This window comes from Streptomyces sp. NPDC052225 (assembly GCF_040679615.1).
Classification (GTDB): domain Bacteria; phylum Actinomycetota; class Actinomycetes; order Streptomycetales; family Streptomycetaceae; genus Streptomyces.
Genome location: NZ_JBFAVD010000055.1, coordinates 1 through 16,115, shown reverse-complemented (window position 1 = coordinate 16,115; position 16,115 = coordinate 1). Strand labels below are relative to the sequence as shown.

Genomic DNA, 16,115 nt, shown 5'->3' with positions numbered 1-16,115 from the left:
TCCAGCATCGCCTCCCGGAACTTCTTCGACCCGTTCGCGTTCGTCCGCTCACCGATCGCCATGTACGCGGTGTCCTGACGGAACGGCACCGTCTGGTAGAGGGAAGCCGCACCCGGCTCGGGACGCGGGTCGCGCGGGGTGGGCTGCGCGCCCCGGACGCGCTCGACGACCTGGCGCAGATGCTCGGGCGTCGTGCCGCAGCAGCCGCCGACGAGCGAGAGGCCGTACTCGCGGACGAACGTCTCCTGGGCGTCGGCCAGTTCGGGCGCGGTCAGCGGGTAGTGGGCGCCGTCCTTGGTCAGGACCGGCAGACCGGCGTTCGGCATCGCCGAGATCGGGATGCGCGAGTGGCGGGAGAGGTAGCGCAGGTGCTCGCTCATCTCGGCCGGGCCCGTCGCGCAGTTCAGCCCGATCATGTCGATGCCGAGCGGCTCCAGGGCGGTGAGCGCCGCGCCGATCTCGGAACCGAGGAGCATGGTGCCGGTCGTCTCGACGGTGACCGAGCAGATCAGCGGCAGGTTCGTGCCGGTGGCATCCAGGGCGCGGCGGGCGCCGAGCAGCGCGGCCTTCGTCTGGAGCAGGTCCTGCGTCGTCTCGACGAGCAGCGCGTCGGCGCCGCCGGCGATCAGACCCTCGGCGTTCTGCTGGTAGGCGTCGCGCAGCGTCGTGTACGGGGCATGACCCAGGGTGGGCAGCTTGGTGCCGGGGCCCATGGAGCCGAGGACCCAGCGCTGCTGGCCGGTGGACGCGGTGAACTCGTCCGCCACCTCGCGGGCCACGCGGGCGCCGGACTCGGAGAGCTCGAAGACACGCTCGGCGATGTCGTACTCGCCCAGTGCCGCGTGGTTCGCACCGAACGTGTTCGTCTCGACGCAGTCCACACCGACGGCGTAGTAGGCCTCGTGCACGGACCGCACGATGTCGGGGCGGGTGACGTTCAGGATCTCGTTGCAGCCCTCGAGGTTCTGGAAGTCCTCGAGGGTGGGGTCCTGGGCCTGGAGCATGGTGCCCATCGCGCCGTCGGCCACCACGACACGGGTGGCGAGGGCTTCACGGAGGGCGTCCACACGGGCGCGGGAATCGGATGCGGGCGTTGGCAACGAGGCCATGAAAGAGCTCCCTGAGGTGCGACGGCTGTCGGCTTTGCGGCTCCACTCCTGGAGGCGCACCCGGTCAGGGTAGCCGGGACCAAGGTCCTCCCGTGAAGGCGTCCACGGGCCGGAACGGTGTGGCCGAAAGGAAACGGGTGGAAATATTGGCGCACGCCGCGCTCGCAGGAGGTCGGCAACGACCGATACTGTTCGTCATTGCCGAACGTTGCACGGTGAGAGAACCGAGGGAGGAAGGGACTGCGATGGCACGCAACATCCAGTCGCTCGAACGGGCCGCGGCGATGCTCCGGCTCCTCGCGGGCGGTGAGCGGCGGCTCGGCCTCTCCGACATCGCCTCCGCCCTTGGCCTCGCCAAGGGCACGGCCCACGGCATCCTGCGCACGTTGCAGGCCGAGGGCTTCGTCGAGCAGGACGCCCCGTCCGGGCGCTACCAGCTGGGCGCGGAGCTGCTGCGCCTGGGCAACAGCTATCTCGACGTGCACGAGCTGCGCGCGCGGGCGCTGGTGTGGACCGACGACCTGGCGCGCTCCAGCGGCGAGGCCGTCTATCTCGGCGTCCTGCACCAGCAGGGCGTGCTGATCGTGCACCACGTATTCCGGCCCGACGACAGCCGGCAGGTCCTGGAGGTCGGGGCGATGCAGCCGCTGCACTCGACCGCCCTCGGCAAGGTGATCACGGCGTACGACCCGGTCGCGCACAGCGAGGTGGTCGAGGCCGAACGCAAGGAGTTCACGGCGCGAACGGTGTGTGACATCGCGGACTTCGAGTCGGTGCTCGATCTGACCCGCGCGCGCGGGTACGCCGCCGATGTCGAGGAGACGTGGGAGGGCGTGGCGTCCGTCGCGGCACCGATCCACGACCGGCACCGGATGCCAGTGGGCGCTGTCGGTGTGACCGGCGCCGTGGAGCGGGTGTGCACCAAGGACGGCGAGCTGCGGCCCGAACTCATCGCCGCCGTACGGGACTGCGCCCGCGCGGTCTCCCGTGACCTGGGCGCCAGTCGGTTCTGACCGGACCCGCGCCGCATCCGCCACTCCCAAGCCCCGCTCCCGAGCGGGGCTTTCGCCGTTCAAGGTGCAGGTGGCACCTTTCCGCGCGACCATCGGGGGACGCCCCCGGCACACCCGGCGGGCGATAACCGGAAACGATCAATAACGATCGTGCTTTCGATAACACAACCCTTGACGAGCGAGTAACCACAGAGCGAGACTCGCGTCCATCGGTCGGCATTGTCGAACACCTACCGGCAATACGCGCTAGAGTGGCGACAGGCCAGGCCGCAACCCGCCCCTCCTGTGGGGGCTCGGACCACCGGAAAGGGACCCGGGGGTTCGTACTCGGGTTTTCCCCTGGACGAAGGACAAAGGAGTCGCGGGTGTCCAGCCACGACATCTTCCTCGGCGAGACCATCGGTACCGCCGTACTCATCCTGCTGGGCGGTGGCGTCTGCGCCGCCGTCACGCTCAAGCGCTCCAAGGCGCAGAACGCCGGCTGGCTCGCCATCACCTTCGGGTGGGGCTTCGCGGTCCTGACCGGTGCCTACCTGGCGGGCGGCGTCTCCGGCGCCCACCTCAACCCGGCGGTCACCATAGGCCTCGCCATCGAGGGCGGCACCAAGTGGAGCGACGTACCGCTCTACCTGGCCTCGCAGCTCCTCGGCGCCATGATCGGCGCGGTGCTCGTCTGGCTGACCTACTACGGCCAGTTCCAGGCCCACCTCACGGACGAGGACGTCCTCAAGGCCCACGCGGGCAACGGTGAGGAGGGCATGGTCGACCCCAAGGCCGCTCCCAAGGCCGGCCCGGTGCTCGGCATCTTCTCCACCGGCCCGGAGATCCGGAACGCGGTGCAGAACCTCCTCACGGAGATCATCGCCACGATCGTGCTCGTCCTGGCGATCCTCACGCAGGGCCTGAACGACGGCGGCAACGGCCTGGGCACGCTCGGCGCCCTGATCACCGCACTGGTCGTCGTCGGTATCGGCCTCTCGCTCGGCGGCCCCACCGGTTACGCGATCAACCCGGTCCGTGACCTCGGCCCCCGCATCGTCCACTCGCTGCTCCCGCTGCCCAACAAGGGTGGTTCGGACTGGTCGTACGCGTGGATTCCGGTGGCGGGACCGCTCATCGGCGGCGCGCTCGCCGGCCTCATCTACAAGCTGTTCTGAGCGACGCGACCGACACCGACCACCGCTGTTACGACCAGGAGCACACCGTGACCGACGCACACACCGCAGGACCCTTCATCGCGGCGATCGACCAGGGCACCACGTCCAGCCGCTGCATCGTGTTCGACAAGGACGGCCGGATCGTCTCGGTCGACCAGAAGGAGCACGAGCAGATCTTCCCGAAGCCGGGCTGGGTCGAGCACGACGCGAACGAGATCTGGACCAACGTCCAGGAGGTCGTCGCCGGGGCCATCACCAAGGCCGGCATCACGCGCGACGACATCAAGGCCATCGGCATCACCAACCAGCGCGAGACGACGCTGCTCTGGGACAAGAACACCGGTGAGCCCGTCCACAACGCCATCGTCTGGCAGGACACCCGCACCGACGCCCTCTGCAAGGAGCTCGGCCGCAACGTCGGGCAGGACCGCTTCCGCCGCGAGACCGGCCTGCCGCTGGCCTCGTACTTCGCGGGCCCCAAGGCCCGCTGGCTGCTCGACAACGTCGAGGGCCTGCGCGAGCGCGCCGAGGCGGGCGACATCCTCTTCGGCACCATGGACAGCTGGGTCATCTGGAACCTGACGGGCGGTGTCAACGGCGGCAAGCACGTCACCGACGTCACCAACGCCTCGCGCACCCTCCTGATGAACCTGCACGAGATGCGGTGGGACGAGCGCATCTGCTCCTCCATCGGCGTGCCGATGAACATGCTTCCGGAGATCCGTTCCTCCGCCGAGGTCTACGGCGAGGTCACCGGCGGCAAGCTCGGCGACGTGCTCGGCGGCATCCCCGTCGCCTCCGCGCTCGGCGACCAGCAGGCGGCCCTGTTCGGCCAGACCTGTTTCGCCGAGGGCGAGGCCAAGTCCACGTACGGCACCGGCACCTTCATGCTGATGAACACCGGTGACAAGGCCATCAACTCGTACTCGGGCCTGCTGACCACGGTCGGCTACCAGATCGGTGACCAGAAGCCGGTCTACGCGCTCGAGGGTTCCATCGCCGTCACCGGTTCGCTGGTGCAGTGGATGCGCGACCAGATGGGCCTGATCAAGTCGGCCGCGGAGATCGAGACCCTCGCCTCCTCGGTCGAGGACAACGGTGGCGCGTACTTCGTGCCCGCCTTCTCCGGCCTGTTCGCCCCGTACTGGCGCTCGGACGCGCGCGGCGTGATCGCGGGTCTGACCCGCTACGTCACCAAGGCGCACATCGCGCGTGCCGTGCTCGAGGCCACCGCCTGGCAGACCCGCGAGATCACCGACGCCATGACGAAGGACTCCGGCGTCGAGCTGACCGCGCTCAAGGTCGACGGCGGCATGACCTCCAACAATCTGCTGATGCAGACCCTCTCGGACTTCCTCGACGCGCCCGTGGTGCGTCCGATGGTCGCCGAGACGACCTGCCTCGGCGCCGCTTACGCCGCCGGTCTCGCCGTCGGCTTCTGGTCCTCCACCGACGACCTGCGTGCCAACTGGCGCCGGGCCGCGGAGTGGACCCCCCGCATGGACGCGGACATCCGCGACCGTGAGTACAAGAACTGGCTCAAGGCCGTCGAACGGTCCATGGGCTGGCTCGAAGACAGCTCTGTCGAGGAGTAAGACCCCAGATGAGTACCCCCACCCTGCAGACCGTGCCTGCCCTCGGAACGCACCCGGTCGCCGGCTCCAACCCGAGCCGCGCCGAGACCCGCGAGCAGCTTTCCAAGGCGACGTACGACCTCCTGGTCATCGGCGGCGGCATCCTGGGCATCTCCACTGCCTGGCACGCCGCGCAGTCCGGTCTCAGGGTGGCCCTGGTCGACGCCGGCGACTTCGCCGGCGCCACCTCCTCCGCGTCCTCCAAGCTGCTCCACGGCGGTCTGCGCTACCTGCAGACCGGCGCGGTGAAGCTGGTCGCGGAGAACCACTTCGAGCGGCGTGCGGTGTCGCGCAACGTGGCCCCGCACCTCGCCAACCCGCTCACCTTCTACCTGCCCGTGTACAAGGGCGGCCCGCACGGCGCGGCCAAGCTGGGCGCGGGTGTGTTCGCGTACAGCGCGCTGTCGGCGTTCGGTGACGGGGTCGGGCACCTGCTCTCCCCCTCCAAGGCGCAGCAGGACGTACCGGAGCTGCGCACGGAGAACCTGAAGGCCGTGGCCGTGTACGGCGACGACCAGATGAACGACGCGCGCATGGCGCTGATGACGGTGCGCGCCGCCGTCGACGCGGGGGCCGTCGTCCTCAACCACGCCGAGGTCACCGGCCTGCGCTTCACCCGGGGCCGCGTCACGGGCGCCGACCTCAAGGACCGCACGAGCGGCGACGAGTTCGGGGTGACCGCGCGCCTCGTGCTGAACGCGACGGGCCCGTGGGTCGACCACCTGCGCAAGATGGAGGACCCGAACGCGGCTCCCTCCATCCGCCTGTCCAAGGGCGCGCACCTGGTCATGAAGCGCACCTCCCCCTGGAAGGCCGCGCTCGCCACCCCCATCGACAAGTACCGCATCACCTTCGCCCTCCCGTGGGAGGACATGCTGCTGCTCGGTACGACCGACGAGGAGTACGAGGGCGACCCGGCGGACGTGTCGGTCACCGAGAAGGACATCGAGCAGATCCTCGACGAGGCGGCCTTCTCCGTACGGGACCAGCAGCTGAAGCGGGACCTGATGACGTACGCGTTCGCGGGTCTTCGGGTGCTGCCCGGCGGGCCCGGCGACACGTCGAAGGCCAAGCGGGAGACGGTCGTCACCGAAGGCCGCGGCGGGATGCTGTCCGTCGCGGGCGGCAAGTGGACCACCTTCCGGCACATCGGCCGTACGGTCATGCAGAAGCTGGAGTCGTTGCCGGGCCACCCGCTCGGCGACGACTTCGAGCCCATCAAGGAGCTGCCGAAGCGGCTGCCGCTGCCGGGTGTCGCGAATCCGCGCGCCGTCGCGCACCGCCTTCTCGTCGACAGCCCGGCGCCGGGCCCGCGGATGGCCGCCGACACCGCGAAGCACCTGGCGACGCACTACGGTTCGCTGGCCTTCGACATCGCGCGCCTCGCCAACGAGAACCCGGAGCTCGGCGAGCGGGTCCACCCGGACGCGCCGGAGATCATGGCGCAGGTCGTGTACGCCCGCGACCACGAGTGGGCCGAGACGGCCGACGACGTGCTGCGCCGCCGCACGACGCTGACGATCCGCGGCCTCGCCTCCGACGAGGTGCGCGGCAAGGTGCAGGACGTGCTCGACAAGAAGTAACTCCGTCTGCTTCTACGGAACTTGAGGGGCGGCTCCCACGGGGGGAGCCGCCCCTCTCGGCTGTCCCGGGGCGCTGCCATGCCGCGTACACACGCCCGCAACGCCCGCGGGTGACAGTGGGGACATGCCTCAGAACCCCTTCCTTCTCGGGCTCGCGCTCACGGGCGATCCGAGCCAAGGCCCCGACGACTTCGTCCGTCTCGTGCGCCGCGCGGAGGCGGCCCGGATCGCGTTCGTGAGCGTGGAGGACGGTCCCGGCAGGCTCGACTCGACGGTGCTGCTCACGCTCGCGGCGCGGGAGACGACGCACATCGGTCTCGTGCCGCTCGGTCCCGTGCTCGGGCAGCCCGCCGGGTACGCGGCCCGCTACGCGACGCTCGATCTGGTCAGCGGCGGCCGGGCCGGAGTGCGGCCCCGGATCGCGGCGGACGACATCGAGCACGACCGGATCCTGAAGGTGCTCGGCACGCCGGAGGGCGACACCCTCGTGGCCGAACTCTTCGAGCAGGCCGCGGAGTTCACCGGCCGGGTCGCGGCGGAGTGGGACAGCTCGGGCGCCGCGCCGCAGGGCAGACCGCCGCTGATCTCGCTCGCGCACGACACCGTGCCGTACCGGTTCGCGGCCCGGCGTGCCGACGTCGTCCTGGTCACTCCGTTCGACGTACCGGGGCTGCGCCGCATCCGCTCCGAGGTGGACGCCCTGGCGGCCGAGGAGGGCCGCGCCCTCAAGGTGCTCGCCGATCTGCACGTGCTGCTCGCCCCGACGGACACCGAGGCGGCCGAACGGCGCGCCGCCCTGGGCGAGTTCGAGTCCGACGCCGCTCTGTTCACCGGCACCCCCGAAGGGCTCGCGGACCATCTGGAGGCGTGGCATCGCGAGGGCGGCGCCGACGGTTTCCGGATCCGCCCCGTCTCCGTACCGCAGGACGTGTACGCGCTCGTGGACCGGGCGGTGCCCGAACTGGTCCGGCGCGGACTGCTCCCGGACGCGTACGGGACGCGGACGCTGCGCGGGCACCTGGGCCTGACGGAGGTGGCGGCGTGAAGTTCCAGGTCCTGTCCATCATCGGCCACGCCCCGCACCCACTGACCGGTGCACTGCCCTCCCCCGCGGACCGGTTGGCGCAGGTCGTCGACGTCGGGGTCGCGGCGGAGGAGCTCGGCTTCGACGCGTACGCGGTGGGCGAGCGGCATGCCGGGCCGTTCCTGTCGTCGAGTCCGACCGTGGTGCTCGGCGCGCTGGCCGCCCGTACGAACCGGATCAAGCTGCTCACCGGCGTCACCGTGGTCGCGATCCTCGATCCGGTGCGGGTCGCCGAGGACTACGCGACGCTGGACCAACTCTCGCGGGGGCGCGTCGAGTTGGTGATCGGCAAGGGTGCCGAGGCGGGCCACTTCGATCTGTTCGGGCTCGACGAGGCGCGCCAGTGGGACCTCCAGAAGGAGAAGTACGAGCTGCTGCGCCGGCTGTGGACGGAGGAAGGCGTCGACTGGGAAGGGGAGTTCAGGCCCGCCCTGAAGGGGGTGACGACGGTGCCGCGTCCGTACGCGGGTCTCCCCCGCGTCTGGCACGGCTCGGCGACCTCCCTCAACTCCCCGGAACTGGCCGCCCGGCACGGCGATCCGCTCTTCACGGCGAACGCGATCCAGCCGCGGGCCGCGTACGCGAAGCTCATCGACCACTACCGGGAGCGGTTCGAGGCGTACGGGCACGACCCGGCCAAGGCGCACGTCGCGGCGGGGTCGGGAGGGCTGCTCATCGCGGACACGCCCGAGCAGGCCCTCGCGCGCTACCGGGACCTGTACGAGGCGAAGGTCGCCCAGTCCTTCAAGCCGCACCTGGAGGGCAGGGCGGGCTACAACACCCCGTTCCGCACGATCGAGGAGGCCGTCGCGGACGGTCCGCAGCTCATCGGGTCGCCGCAGCAGATCATCGACAAGATCCTCGGGTACCACGAGGTGTACCGGCACGCGCTGCAGTCGGTGACGGTGGACGCCTTCGGGCAGGGCACGAGCGAGCAGGTGGAGACCTTGCAGCGGTTCGCGGAGGAGATCGCGCCGGTGGTGCGGCGGGAGGCGCCGAGCTCACTGTGGGAGTGAGCTCCGGTCAGTCCTCGCCCTCCAGGTCGTCCGAGTTCACGATCGAGTGCTCCAACTTGCCGAGCAGACGGGCGAGTTGACGGCGCTCGGACGGCGAGACGCCGGCGAGCATCCGGCGTTCGTTGTCGAGGTGCTCGGCGAACACCTCGTCGACCCTGGCGAGGCCCGCGTCGGTGAGGCGCGAGTAGACGACACGGCGGTCGTCGGCGTCGCGCTCACGCACGATCAGGCCGTCCTTCTCCAGACGGTCCATGCGCAGCGTGACGCCGGCGGAGGAGACGAGGCCGGAGTCGGCGAGCTGTCCCGCGGTGAGCCGGTAGGGCTTGCCCGAGCGGCGCAGCGCGGTCAGCACGTCGAACCCGGCGACGGACAGGCCGTGCCGCTCGATCGACGCGTTCAGCCGGGTGTTGTACCGCAGGAACGATCGGTGCAGGCGGGCCAGGACTTCCAGGGGCGAGGTGTCCAGTTCCGGCCGCTCCCGCGCCCAGTCCGCCACGATCTGTGTCACGGCGTCCTGCCGCACCGGCTTCCGCTCGGCCACTGTCGCCCCCTCGCACGTCTCACGGGTGGAGCGTGAAGTCGTACGCCCCTGAAAATTCTACCCCTGAAGCGATCGCGTCCGGCGTCGGCCGAGGACGCGGATCAGGACCACCGCGGCGAGGACGGCGGCGGCCGGGGCGGCGGCCTTGCGCAGCAGCACCGGCAGGACGGCGGCACCGAGGTCTACGGCCTCCGGTTCGGCGGCCGACGCCACCGGGGCGGCTTCCGGCGCCCTGAGCAACTCCGCCAGCCGGTCGGCGAATTGGCCCACGATGCGGTCGCCGACCTCCGTCATGATGCCACGCCCGAACTGGGCGGGACGACCGGTGATGTCGAGGTCGGTGCGGACCCGGACCCGGGTACCGGCCGGGTCCGGGACGAGTTCCGCGGTGACGGCCGCGTGCGCGGTGCCCGCGCCGCGGGTCTCGCGGCCGCTGAGGTCGAGGCGCATGCTCCGCGCCGAGTCGTCGCGGGCGACGGTGCCCTCGCCCAGGTAGCTCATCTGCACCGCGCCGACCTTGACCTTCACCCGGCCGGTGAAGGAGTCGCCGTCGAGGGTGTCGAGGACCGCGCCCGGCATGCACGGGGCGATGCGGGCGAGGTCGTGGAAGAGCTTCCAGGCGTCGTCGGGGGCCGCGGGAACGGTGAAGGAGTGGTCGAGCTGCATGGTCGGGGGCGTCCTGTCGTGTGTCAGCGGGTGGAGGTGCGGAGCAGGTCACGGAGGCGGCTGGGCGAGAGCGGGCCGCGTCGCACGACGACGTCGAAGGGGCGCAGGGCGTCCTCGACGGCGTTCGCGAGAACGGCCTGCGGGGCGATGGCGCCGCCCTCCCCGAGGCCCTTCACACCGAGGTCGTTCATGGGACTCGGAGAGTGGATCTCGTCCATGTCGAGGTCGGGTATCTCGGACGAGGTCGGTACGAGGTAGTCCATGTAGGTACCGGTGCGCGGCTGGCCGTCGGGGCCGTAGATCATCTCCTCGTAGAGCGCGCCGCCGATGCCCTGGGCGACGCCGCCGGTGACCTGGCCTTCGGCGATCAGGGGATTGACGATGACGCCGGCGTCGTGGACGACGACGTACTGGAGGATCTCCAGCTCGCCCGTGCGTGCGTCGACCTCGACGACCGCGGCGTGCGCGCCACTGGCCACCGCGAAACCGGGCGGGCGGAAGTGGACGGTCTCGCTGAGCTCGGTGCCGTACCGCCCGTCGGTGGGTTCGGGGGTGCCGGGGAGCGGGGCTCGGCCCGCGAGTTCGGCGAGGGTGAGGGTCGGCCCTTCGGGCGCCTTCGTGGTGAACACGCCGTCGGCGAGGGTGAGTTCGGCGACGGGGACGCCGAGGCGGCGGGCCGCGGCGTCGAGCGCCTTCTCGCGGACGAGCCGCCCGGCACGGTGGGTGGCGTTGCCCGCGTTGACGAGGGCGCGGCTGGCGATGGTGCCGACACCGAACGGCGTGCGGTCGGTGTCGCCGCCGACCACGTCGATGACGTCCAGGGGCACACCGAGGGCGTCCGCCGCGATCTGCGCCATCGACGTGCGGTGGCCCTGGCCCTGCGAGGGGGCACCGATGGCGAGCTTGACGCGGCCGCTGGGCGCGATGTCGATCCGGGCGGTCTCGAAGGGGCCGAGGCCGGTCGCCTCGATGTACATCGCGTAGCCGACGCCGACGTACTTGCCCTCGCCGGGCTCGGTCGTGGGGACGTCGACCTTGGCGCGGGCCCTGCGCAGCAGTTCGGGGAAGTCTCCGGAGTCGTAGGACTGGGGGTTGCCCGAGCGGTCGACGAGGCCCGTGGTGTACGGCATGTCGTCCGGGCCGACGAGGTTGCGGGCGCGCAGCTCGGCGGGGTCGAGGCCGAGCCGGCGGGCGAGCCGGTCCATGGCCCGCTCCATGGCGAACACCGTCTCCGGACGTCCGGCACCCCGGTAGGGCGTGGCGAAGGCCGTGTTGGTGAGGACTCCGACGACGTCGATGTCGACGTTCGGGATCCGGTAGGGGCCCAGGAGGTGGCAGAGCGAGTTGTACGGGACCACCAGGCCGGTCATGTTGTACGCGCCGAAGTTGACGGTGATCCGGTCGCGGACGGCGAGGAGTGTTCCGTCGGCGTCGGCGGCGAGTTCGATGCGGTGGATCTGTTCGCGGGCGTGCGAGGCGGCGGTGAGGTTCTCGCCCCGGTCCTCGCGCCAGACCACCGGGCGCCCCAACTCCCGTGCCGCATAAGGGATGAGCAGCTCTTCGACGTAGAGGATGCCCTTCTGCCCGAAGCCGCCGCCGACGTCGGTGGCGATGACGCGGACCGTCTCGGAGTCGGCGCCGACGGTGTGCGCGATGGCCTCGCGGACCCGGTGCGGGGTCTGGGTGTTGGACCAGACGGTGAGGTCGCCGCTGTAGGGGTCGACGCGGGCGGCGACGGCACGGGTCTCGATCGGCGAGGCGACGTAGCGGTGGGCCTGGAACTCCTCGCTGACGACGGTGTGCGCGGCGGCGAACGCGCCCTCGGGGTCACCGACCCGCGTGGTGACGGCGACGGCGGTGTTGTCCGGCAGGTCGTCGTGGAGCAGCGGAGCGTCGTCCGCGAGGGCGCTGTCCGGGTCGACGAGGACGGGCAGGGGCGCGTACCGCACGTCGATCAGTTCGAGGGCGTCCTCGGCGAGGTAGCGGCTGTCCGCGAGGACGAGTGCCACGGGCTGTCCGACGTACAGGACCTTGTCGTCGGCGAGCAGCGGCATCGGGGTCATCGCGACGCGCGGGTCGAGCAGCTCGGCGAGGCGGGGCGGGGTGCGCAGCTCCTCCTTGTTCAGGAGCGGCGGGAGGTGGGCGACGTCGGCGCCGGTCCACACGGCGACGACACCGGGGGCTTCGAGGGCGGCGCTGACGTCGACCGAGACGATCCGGGCGTGGGCCTGCGGGCTGCGCAGGACGGCGGCCTCGGCGGCGCCGGGCAGGTCGATGTCGTCCACGTAACGGCCGTCGCCGCGCAGCAGGCGGTCGTCCTCGACGCGCGGGACGGGCCGGCCGATCCAGGTGGTGGCCATGCGGGTCACTCCCCTCCTTCGGTGGTGTACGTCTCGTCCAGGGCACGGCTCACGGCGCGGCGGATGTTGCGGTAGCCGGTGCATCGGCACAGGTGGCCGCTGAGCGCGTCGGCGACCTCGGCGTCGTCGGGCCGCTCGCCCTGTTCGGTCAGGGCGGTGGCGGTCATCAGGAAGCCGGGGGTGCAGAACCCGCACTGCATGCCGTGGCAGGTGTGGAAGGCCCGCTGGACCGGGGTGAGCGGGGCGTCGCCCGGCGCCAGGCCCTCGACGGTGCGCAGCCGCGCGCCCTCGCACTGCACGGCGAGGGTGAGACAGGCGCGGACGGGCTCGTCGTCGACGAGGACGGTGCAGGCGCCGCAGACGCCGTGCTCGCAGCCGACGTGTGTGCCGGTCAGCCGGAGCCGGTCGCGCAGGAAGTCGCTGAGCAGCAGCCGGGCTTCGACCTGCGCGGTGACGGGTGTGCCGTTGACGGTGAGGTTCAGCTCGTGCCAGCCGGTGGGTTCGGCGAGCGGCGGCGTGCGGACGCCCGCCGGGTTCGGTGCGGTCATCGGGTGCGCTCCCATGCGGTGGTGCAGGCGCGGACGAGGAGGTGGGCGGCGGCCTCGCGGCGGTAGGCGGCCGTCGCGTGGACGTCGCCGGACGGGGCGAGGTGGGTGAGTACCGCGTCGCGCGCGGCGTCGAGGGCGGCCGGGCCGAAGGCGGTGCCGGTCAGCGCGGCCTCCGCGGCGGGCAGCCGGACGGGGGTGGGGCCCGCGCCGCAGAAGACGACGCGGGCGGCGCGCACGGCGTCCTCCGCGCGCTCGACGAGGACGGCGACGCCGATGGTCGCGAAGTCCCCGTGCCGACGCGTGAGTTCCTCGAACGCCCAGCCCCCGCGGCACGGCGGGACGACGACCTCGGTGAGCAGCTCGTCGGGTTCGACGGCCGTCTGGAAGGTGGCGACGAAGAAGTCCTCGGCGGCGACGGTACGGGTTCCGGACGGGCCCGCGATCACGAAGCGGGCTTCCAGCGCCAGCGCGGCGGTGGGGAGTTCGGCGGCCGGGTCGTGGTGGACGAGGCTGCCGCAGACCGTGCCCCGGGCCCGGATCTGCGGGTGTCCGATGTGTCCGAGGGCCGCGGCGAGCAAGGGCCAGCCGTGCCGGACGAGCGGGTCCGCGGCGGCGCGGGCCTGCCGGACGGCCGCGCCGATGTGCAGGGCGCCGGACGCGTCGACGGTCAGCTCGTCGAGGCCGGGGATGCGGGTGATGTCGACGAGGAGGCCGGGGCGGGCGAGCCGCATGCCGAGCATCGGGATCAGCGACTGGCCGCCGGCCACCACCTTGGGGTCGCGGTCCTCGTCGGCGAGCAGGGCGAGCGCCTCGGGGACGCTGCGCGGGGCGCTGTAGTCGAAGGGTGTGGGTTTCAAGCCGTCTGCCACCTGATCTCTCGGGCGCCGTCCGGTCGGCTCTCAAGCCGTCCAGCTATCTAATAGCTGAAATGATTGACACTGAACTATCTTCTTGGCAAGAGGCTCCGGCGAAAGGTTCCGATGAGATGCGTCAGGTGATCGAGCAGGCGGCCGTCTGGCAGGCCGCCGGGGTCCGGTTCGCGATGGCGTCGGTGGTCGGGGCGTGGGGCTCGGCTCCGCACCCGGTCGGCACATCGATGCTGGTCGCCGAGGACGGGCGGATCGTGGGCAGCGTCTCCGGCGGGTGCGTGGAGGCGGCGGTGTGCGCCGTCGCGGAGGAGGTGCTCCGGCGCGGGGGTTCGGCCCGCGAGTCGTACGGCGTGAGCGGGGACGATCCGTTCGCGGTGGGGCTGACCTGCGGCGGGACGATCGAGGTCGTGGTGCGGGACGTCACCGGCGAGCTCCCGCTCGCGCGGGTCGCGCGGGATGTCGCGGCGCGCGTTCCGGTGGCGCTCGTGACGCCGCTCGACGGGCCCGGCGCGCTCGCGGTGGGCACGGCGGGACGCACGGGCACCCTGGGCGACCCGCGCCTGGACCGGGCCGCCGCCGATGCCGCCGAGGGGCTGCTCGCCCGGGGCGGGAGCGGTGTGGTGCGGGCGGGCGGCGCGGACTGCGGGCCGGAGCGCGACCTGCTCGTCCAGTCCTTCGGCGCCGCGCCCCGCCTGCTGGTGTTCGGGGCGGTGGACTTCGCGCGGCCCCTGGTGCGGATGGGTTCGCTCCTCGGGTACCGCGTGACGGTGTGCGACGCACGGGCGGCCTTCGCGACGAGCGCGCGGTTCCCGGCGGCGGACGAGGTGGTCGTGGAGTGGCCGCACCGGTGGTTCGCCGCGCACGCGGACCTGGTCGATGCGTCGACGGCGGTGTGCGTGCTGACGCACGACGCGAAGTTCGACGTGCCGCTGCTCGCGCTGGCGCTGCGCGGCCGGGCCGGGTACGTCGGGGCGATGGGCAGCCGCCGCACGCACGAGGACCGGCTCGTCCGGCTGCGGGAGTCGGGGCTCGACGCGGCCGCGCTCGGCCGGCTCCGCTCCCCCATCGGACTCGATCTGGGCGGACACGGCCCGGAGGAGACCGCCGTGTCGGTCCTTGCGGAGATCGTCGCGGTGCGGCGGGGCGGGAGCGGGCGGCCGCTGACGGAACTCTCGGGGCCGGTGCACGCCCCCTCGGGGGCAAGCTCCGCCCCTGGTCGCCACACTTTTGAACACTCGTTTTAAAGATGCTCATGATGACGCCTTTTTGAACGGCCGTACAAACTCGGACCGGGTCGGCGCCTCGACTAACCTGGGCGGGTGGACGCAGAACTGGAGACATCACCGGCCCCCGAGCGGCGGCGCGGCCGCTCCCACGACCCCGAGGGGAACCGGCGCTCCGTACTCGAAGCGGCCCGCCGCCTGTTCGCCGCCCAGGGGTACCGGGGAGCCGGAATCCGCGCGATCGCGGCCGAGGCCGGGGTGACGCCGGGACTCGTCATGGCCTACTTCGGATCCAAGGACGGGCTGTTCCGCGCGGTGGTCGGCGAGGGCACCGGCGTCACGGCGCAGGTGCTCGCGGACGCGGGCAACGATCCGGCCGGGCTGCCGCGGGCCCTCGCCCACTCCTATCTCGACCGCTGGGACCGGCTCTCGGCCGAGGACCCGCTCGCGGCGCTGATCCGCTCCGCGCTCAACCACCCGCCGAGCGCCGCGCAGTTGGCCGAACTCCTGGAGCGGCTGGTGACCGAGCCGCTGACCGGCGTGCTCGGCGACGCCGCGCAGGCGCGGACCAGGATCGGGCTGATCCGCAGCATCCTGTTCGGCGTCATCATGGAGCGCTACGTCTTCGCCCACGAGCCGGCCCGGTCGGTGGCGACGGCCGACCTGGAACCGCTGCTGACCGAGGTGCTCGCGACGGCGATCGGCCCCGCGGCCGACCCGTCGGGCACCCCCGCGGCGGCCGGCGGCCACGCCCCGGCCACGGACGCCGACCTCCGGGTCTTCGCCGCGCTCACCGAGTGCGCCGACCGCTACCGCACCGCGATCTCCCACGTCGTGAAGCGGCACGGAATCGGCCTGGCCGCCTTCGAGCTGCTGACCGATCTGCGCCGGGCGGGCTCTCCGTACCGCCGCACCATGGGGGAACTGGCCGCGGCGGGCGCGGTCCGGGCCGGTGGCGTCACGCAGCACGCGGACCGGCTGGAGCGGGCCGGGCTCCTGGAGCGGGAGCGCGACGAACGGGACCGCCGCGTCGTACGACTGCGGCTCACGGACGCCGGGCTCGACCTGGTCGACCGGGTGGCCGAGGAACGGCGGGCCGAGGAACGGGCCCTGCTGGACGGCCTGCGGCCGGACGAGCGCCGTCGACTGGGCGCGCTGCTGGGCACGTGGGGGCGCACGCTCACCGACCCTGCCGCCGCCCGCACGAGCGACCGGACAAGCGACTGAACATGCGGACGGCGCCGGTCCCCTGTGCACAGGGGACCGGCGCCCGCGCCGGGGCGCGCGGCGGTGGTGCTCCTACAGGGGGGGC

General features: G+C 72.1%; 14 protein-coding genes. 8 read left to right on the top strand and 6 right to left on the bottom strand.

What is annotated here, in order from left to right:
• Positions 1-1,109 (bottom strand): homocysteine S-methyltransferase family protein (locus AB0L37_RS37940; RefSeq protein ID WP_365516594.1); only part of this gene is annotated, 1,109 nt, incomplete at its 3' end.
• 245 nt (positions 1,110-1,354) lie between these two features.
• Between AB0L37_RS37940 and AB0L37_RS37935 the strand changes: the two genes are divergently transcribed.
• From AB0L37_RS37935 to AB0L37_RS37910, 6 genes are all read left to right on the top strand, one after another.
• Entirely contained in the window at positions 1,355-2,122 is a 768-nt protein-coding gene (locus tag AB0L37_RS37935; RefSeq protein WP_365516592.1) for an IclR family transcriptional regulator, read from the top strand.
• Positions 2,123-2,487: 365 nt separating this feature from the next.
• Positions 2,488-3,279: an MIP/aquaporin family protein gene (locus tag AB0L37_RS37930; protein WP_365516589.1), complete on the top strand. Its 792-nt coding sequence runs from the start codon at positions 2,488-2,490 to the stop codon at positions 3,277-3,279.
• Positions 3,280-3,326: 47 nt separating this feature from the next.
• Positions 3,327-4,874 (top strand): glycerol kinase GlpK, encoded by a 1,548-nt coding sequence (glpK, locus tag AB0L37_RS37925; protein ID WP_365516586.1) that lies wholly within the window; start codon positions 3,327-3,329, stop codon positions 4,872-4,874.
• A gap of 8 nt (positions 4,875-4,882) precedes the next feature.
• A complete protein-coding gene (locus AB0L37_RS37920; RefSeq protein WP_365516584.1) occupies positions 4,883-6,496 on the top strand; it encodes a glycerol-3-phosphate dehydrogenase/oxidase in 1,614 nt (537 codons plus the stop codon).
• Between the two features lie 124 nt (positions 6,497-6,620).
• Positions 6,621-7,541 (top strand): LLM class flavin-dependent oxidoreductase, encoded by a 921-nt coding sequence (locus AB0L37_RS37915; RefSeq protein ID WP_365516581.1) that lies wholly within the window; start codon positions 6,621-6,623, stop codon positions 7,539-7,541.
• Positions 7,538-8,596 (top strand): LLM class flavin-dependent oxidoreductase, encoded by a 1,059-nt coding sequence (locus AB0L37_RS37910; RefSeq protein WP_365516578.1) that lies wholly within the window; start codon positions 7,538-7,540, stop codon positions 8,594-8,596. The genes AB0L37_RS37915 and AB0L37_RS37910 overlap by 4 nt, the downstream gene beginning before the upstream one ends.
• Before the next feature lie 7 nt (positions 8,597-8,603).
• Here the strand turns inward: AB0L37_RS37910 and AB0L37_RS37905 are convergent, their stop codons facing one another.
• The 5 genes from AB0L37_RS37905 to AB0L37_RS37885 are packed head-to-tail and all read right to left on the bottom strand — an operon-like array spanning position 8,604 to position 13,568.
• Positions 8,604-9,137, bottom strand: a complete 534-nt coding sequence (locus AB0L37_RS37905) for a MarR family transcriptional regulator (RefSeq protein WP_365516575.1) — start codon at positions 9,135-9,137, stop codon at positions 8,604-8,606.
• A 57-nt stretch (positions 9,138-9,194) separates the two neighbouring features.
• On the bottom strand, positions 9,195-9,803 hold the full coding sequence (locus tag AB0L37_RS37900) for an SRPBCC family protein (protein ID WP_365516573.1): 609 nt from the start codon (positions 9,801-9,803) through the stop codon (positions 9,195-9,197).
• A 23-nt stretch (positions 9,804-9,826) separates the two neighbouring features.
• Positions 9,827-12,163 carry a xanthine dehydrogenase family protein molybdopterin-binding subunit gene (locus AB0L37_RS37895; protein WP_365516570.1) on the bottom strand — a complete coding sequence of 779 codons (2,337 nt, stop codon included), beginning with the start codon at positions 12,161-12,163 and terminating at the stop codon, positions 9,827-9,829.
• A 5-nt stretch (positions 12,164-12,168) separates the two neighbouring features.
• Positions 12,169-12,711: a (2Fe-2S)-binding protein gene (locus tag AB0L37_RS37890; RefSeq protein ID WP_365516567.1), complete on the bottom strand. Its 543-nt coding sequence runs from the start codon at positions 12,709-12,711 to the stop codon at positions 12,169-12,171.
• The gene (locus AB0L37_RS37885; RefSeq protein WP_365516564.1) at positions 12,708-13,568 is read right to left on the bottom strand and encodes a xanthine dehydrogenase family protein subunit M; all 861 of its coding nucleotides are present in this window, start codon (positions 13,566-13,568) and stop codon (positions 12,708-12,710) included. The genes AB0L37_RS37890 and AB0L37_RS37885 overlap by 4 nt, the downstream gene beginning before the upstream one ends.
• Before the next feature lie 128 nt (positions 13,569-13,696).
• Here AB0L37_RS37885 and AB0L37_RS37880 point away from each other — a divergent pair, with 128 nt between their 5' ends.
• Positions 13,697-14,824, top strand: coding sequence for an XdhC/CoxI family protein (locus AB0L37_RS37880; protein WP_365516562.1), 1,128 nt, complete (start codon positions 13,697-13,699; stop codon positions 14,822-14,824).
• Positions 14,825-14,899: 75 nt separating this feature from the next.
• Entirely contained in the window at positions 14,900-16,030 is a 1,131-nt protein-coding gene (locus tag AB0L37_RS37875) for a TetR family transcriptional regulator (RefSeq protein WP_365516557.1), read from the top strand.
• Positions 16,031-16,115 lie beyond the last annotated feature (85 nt).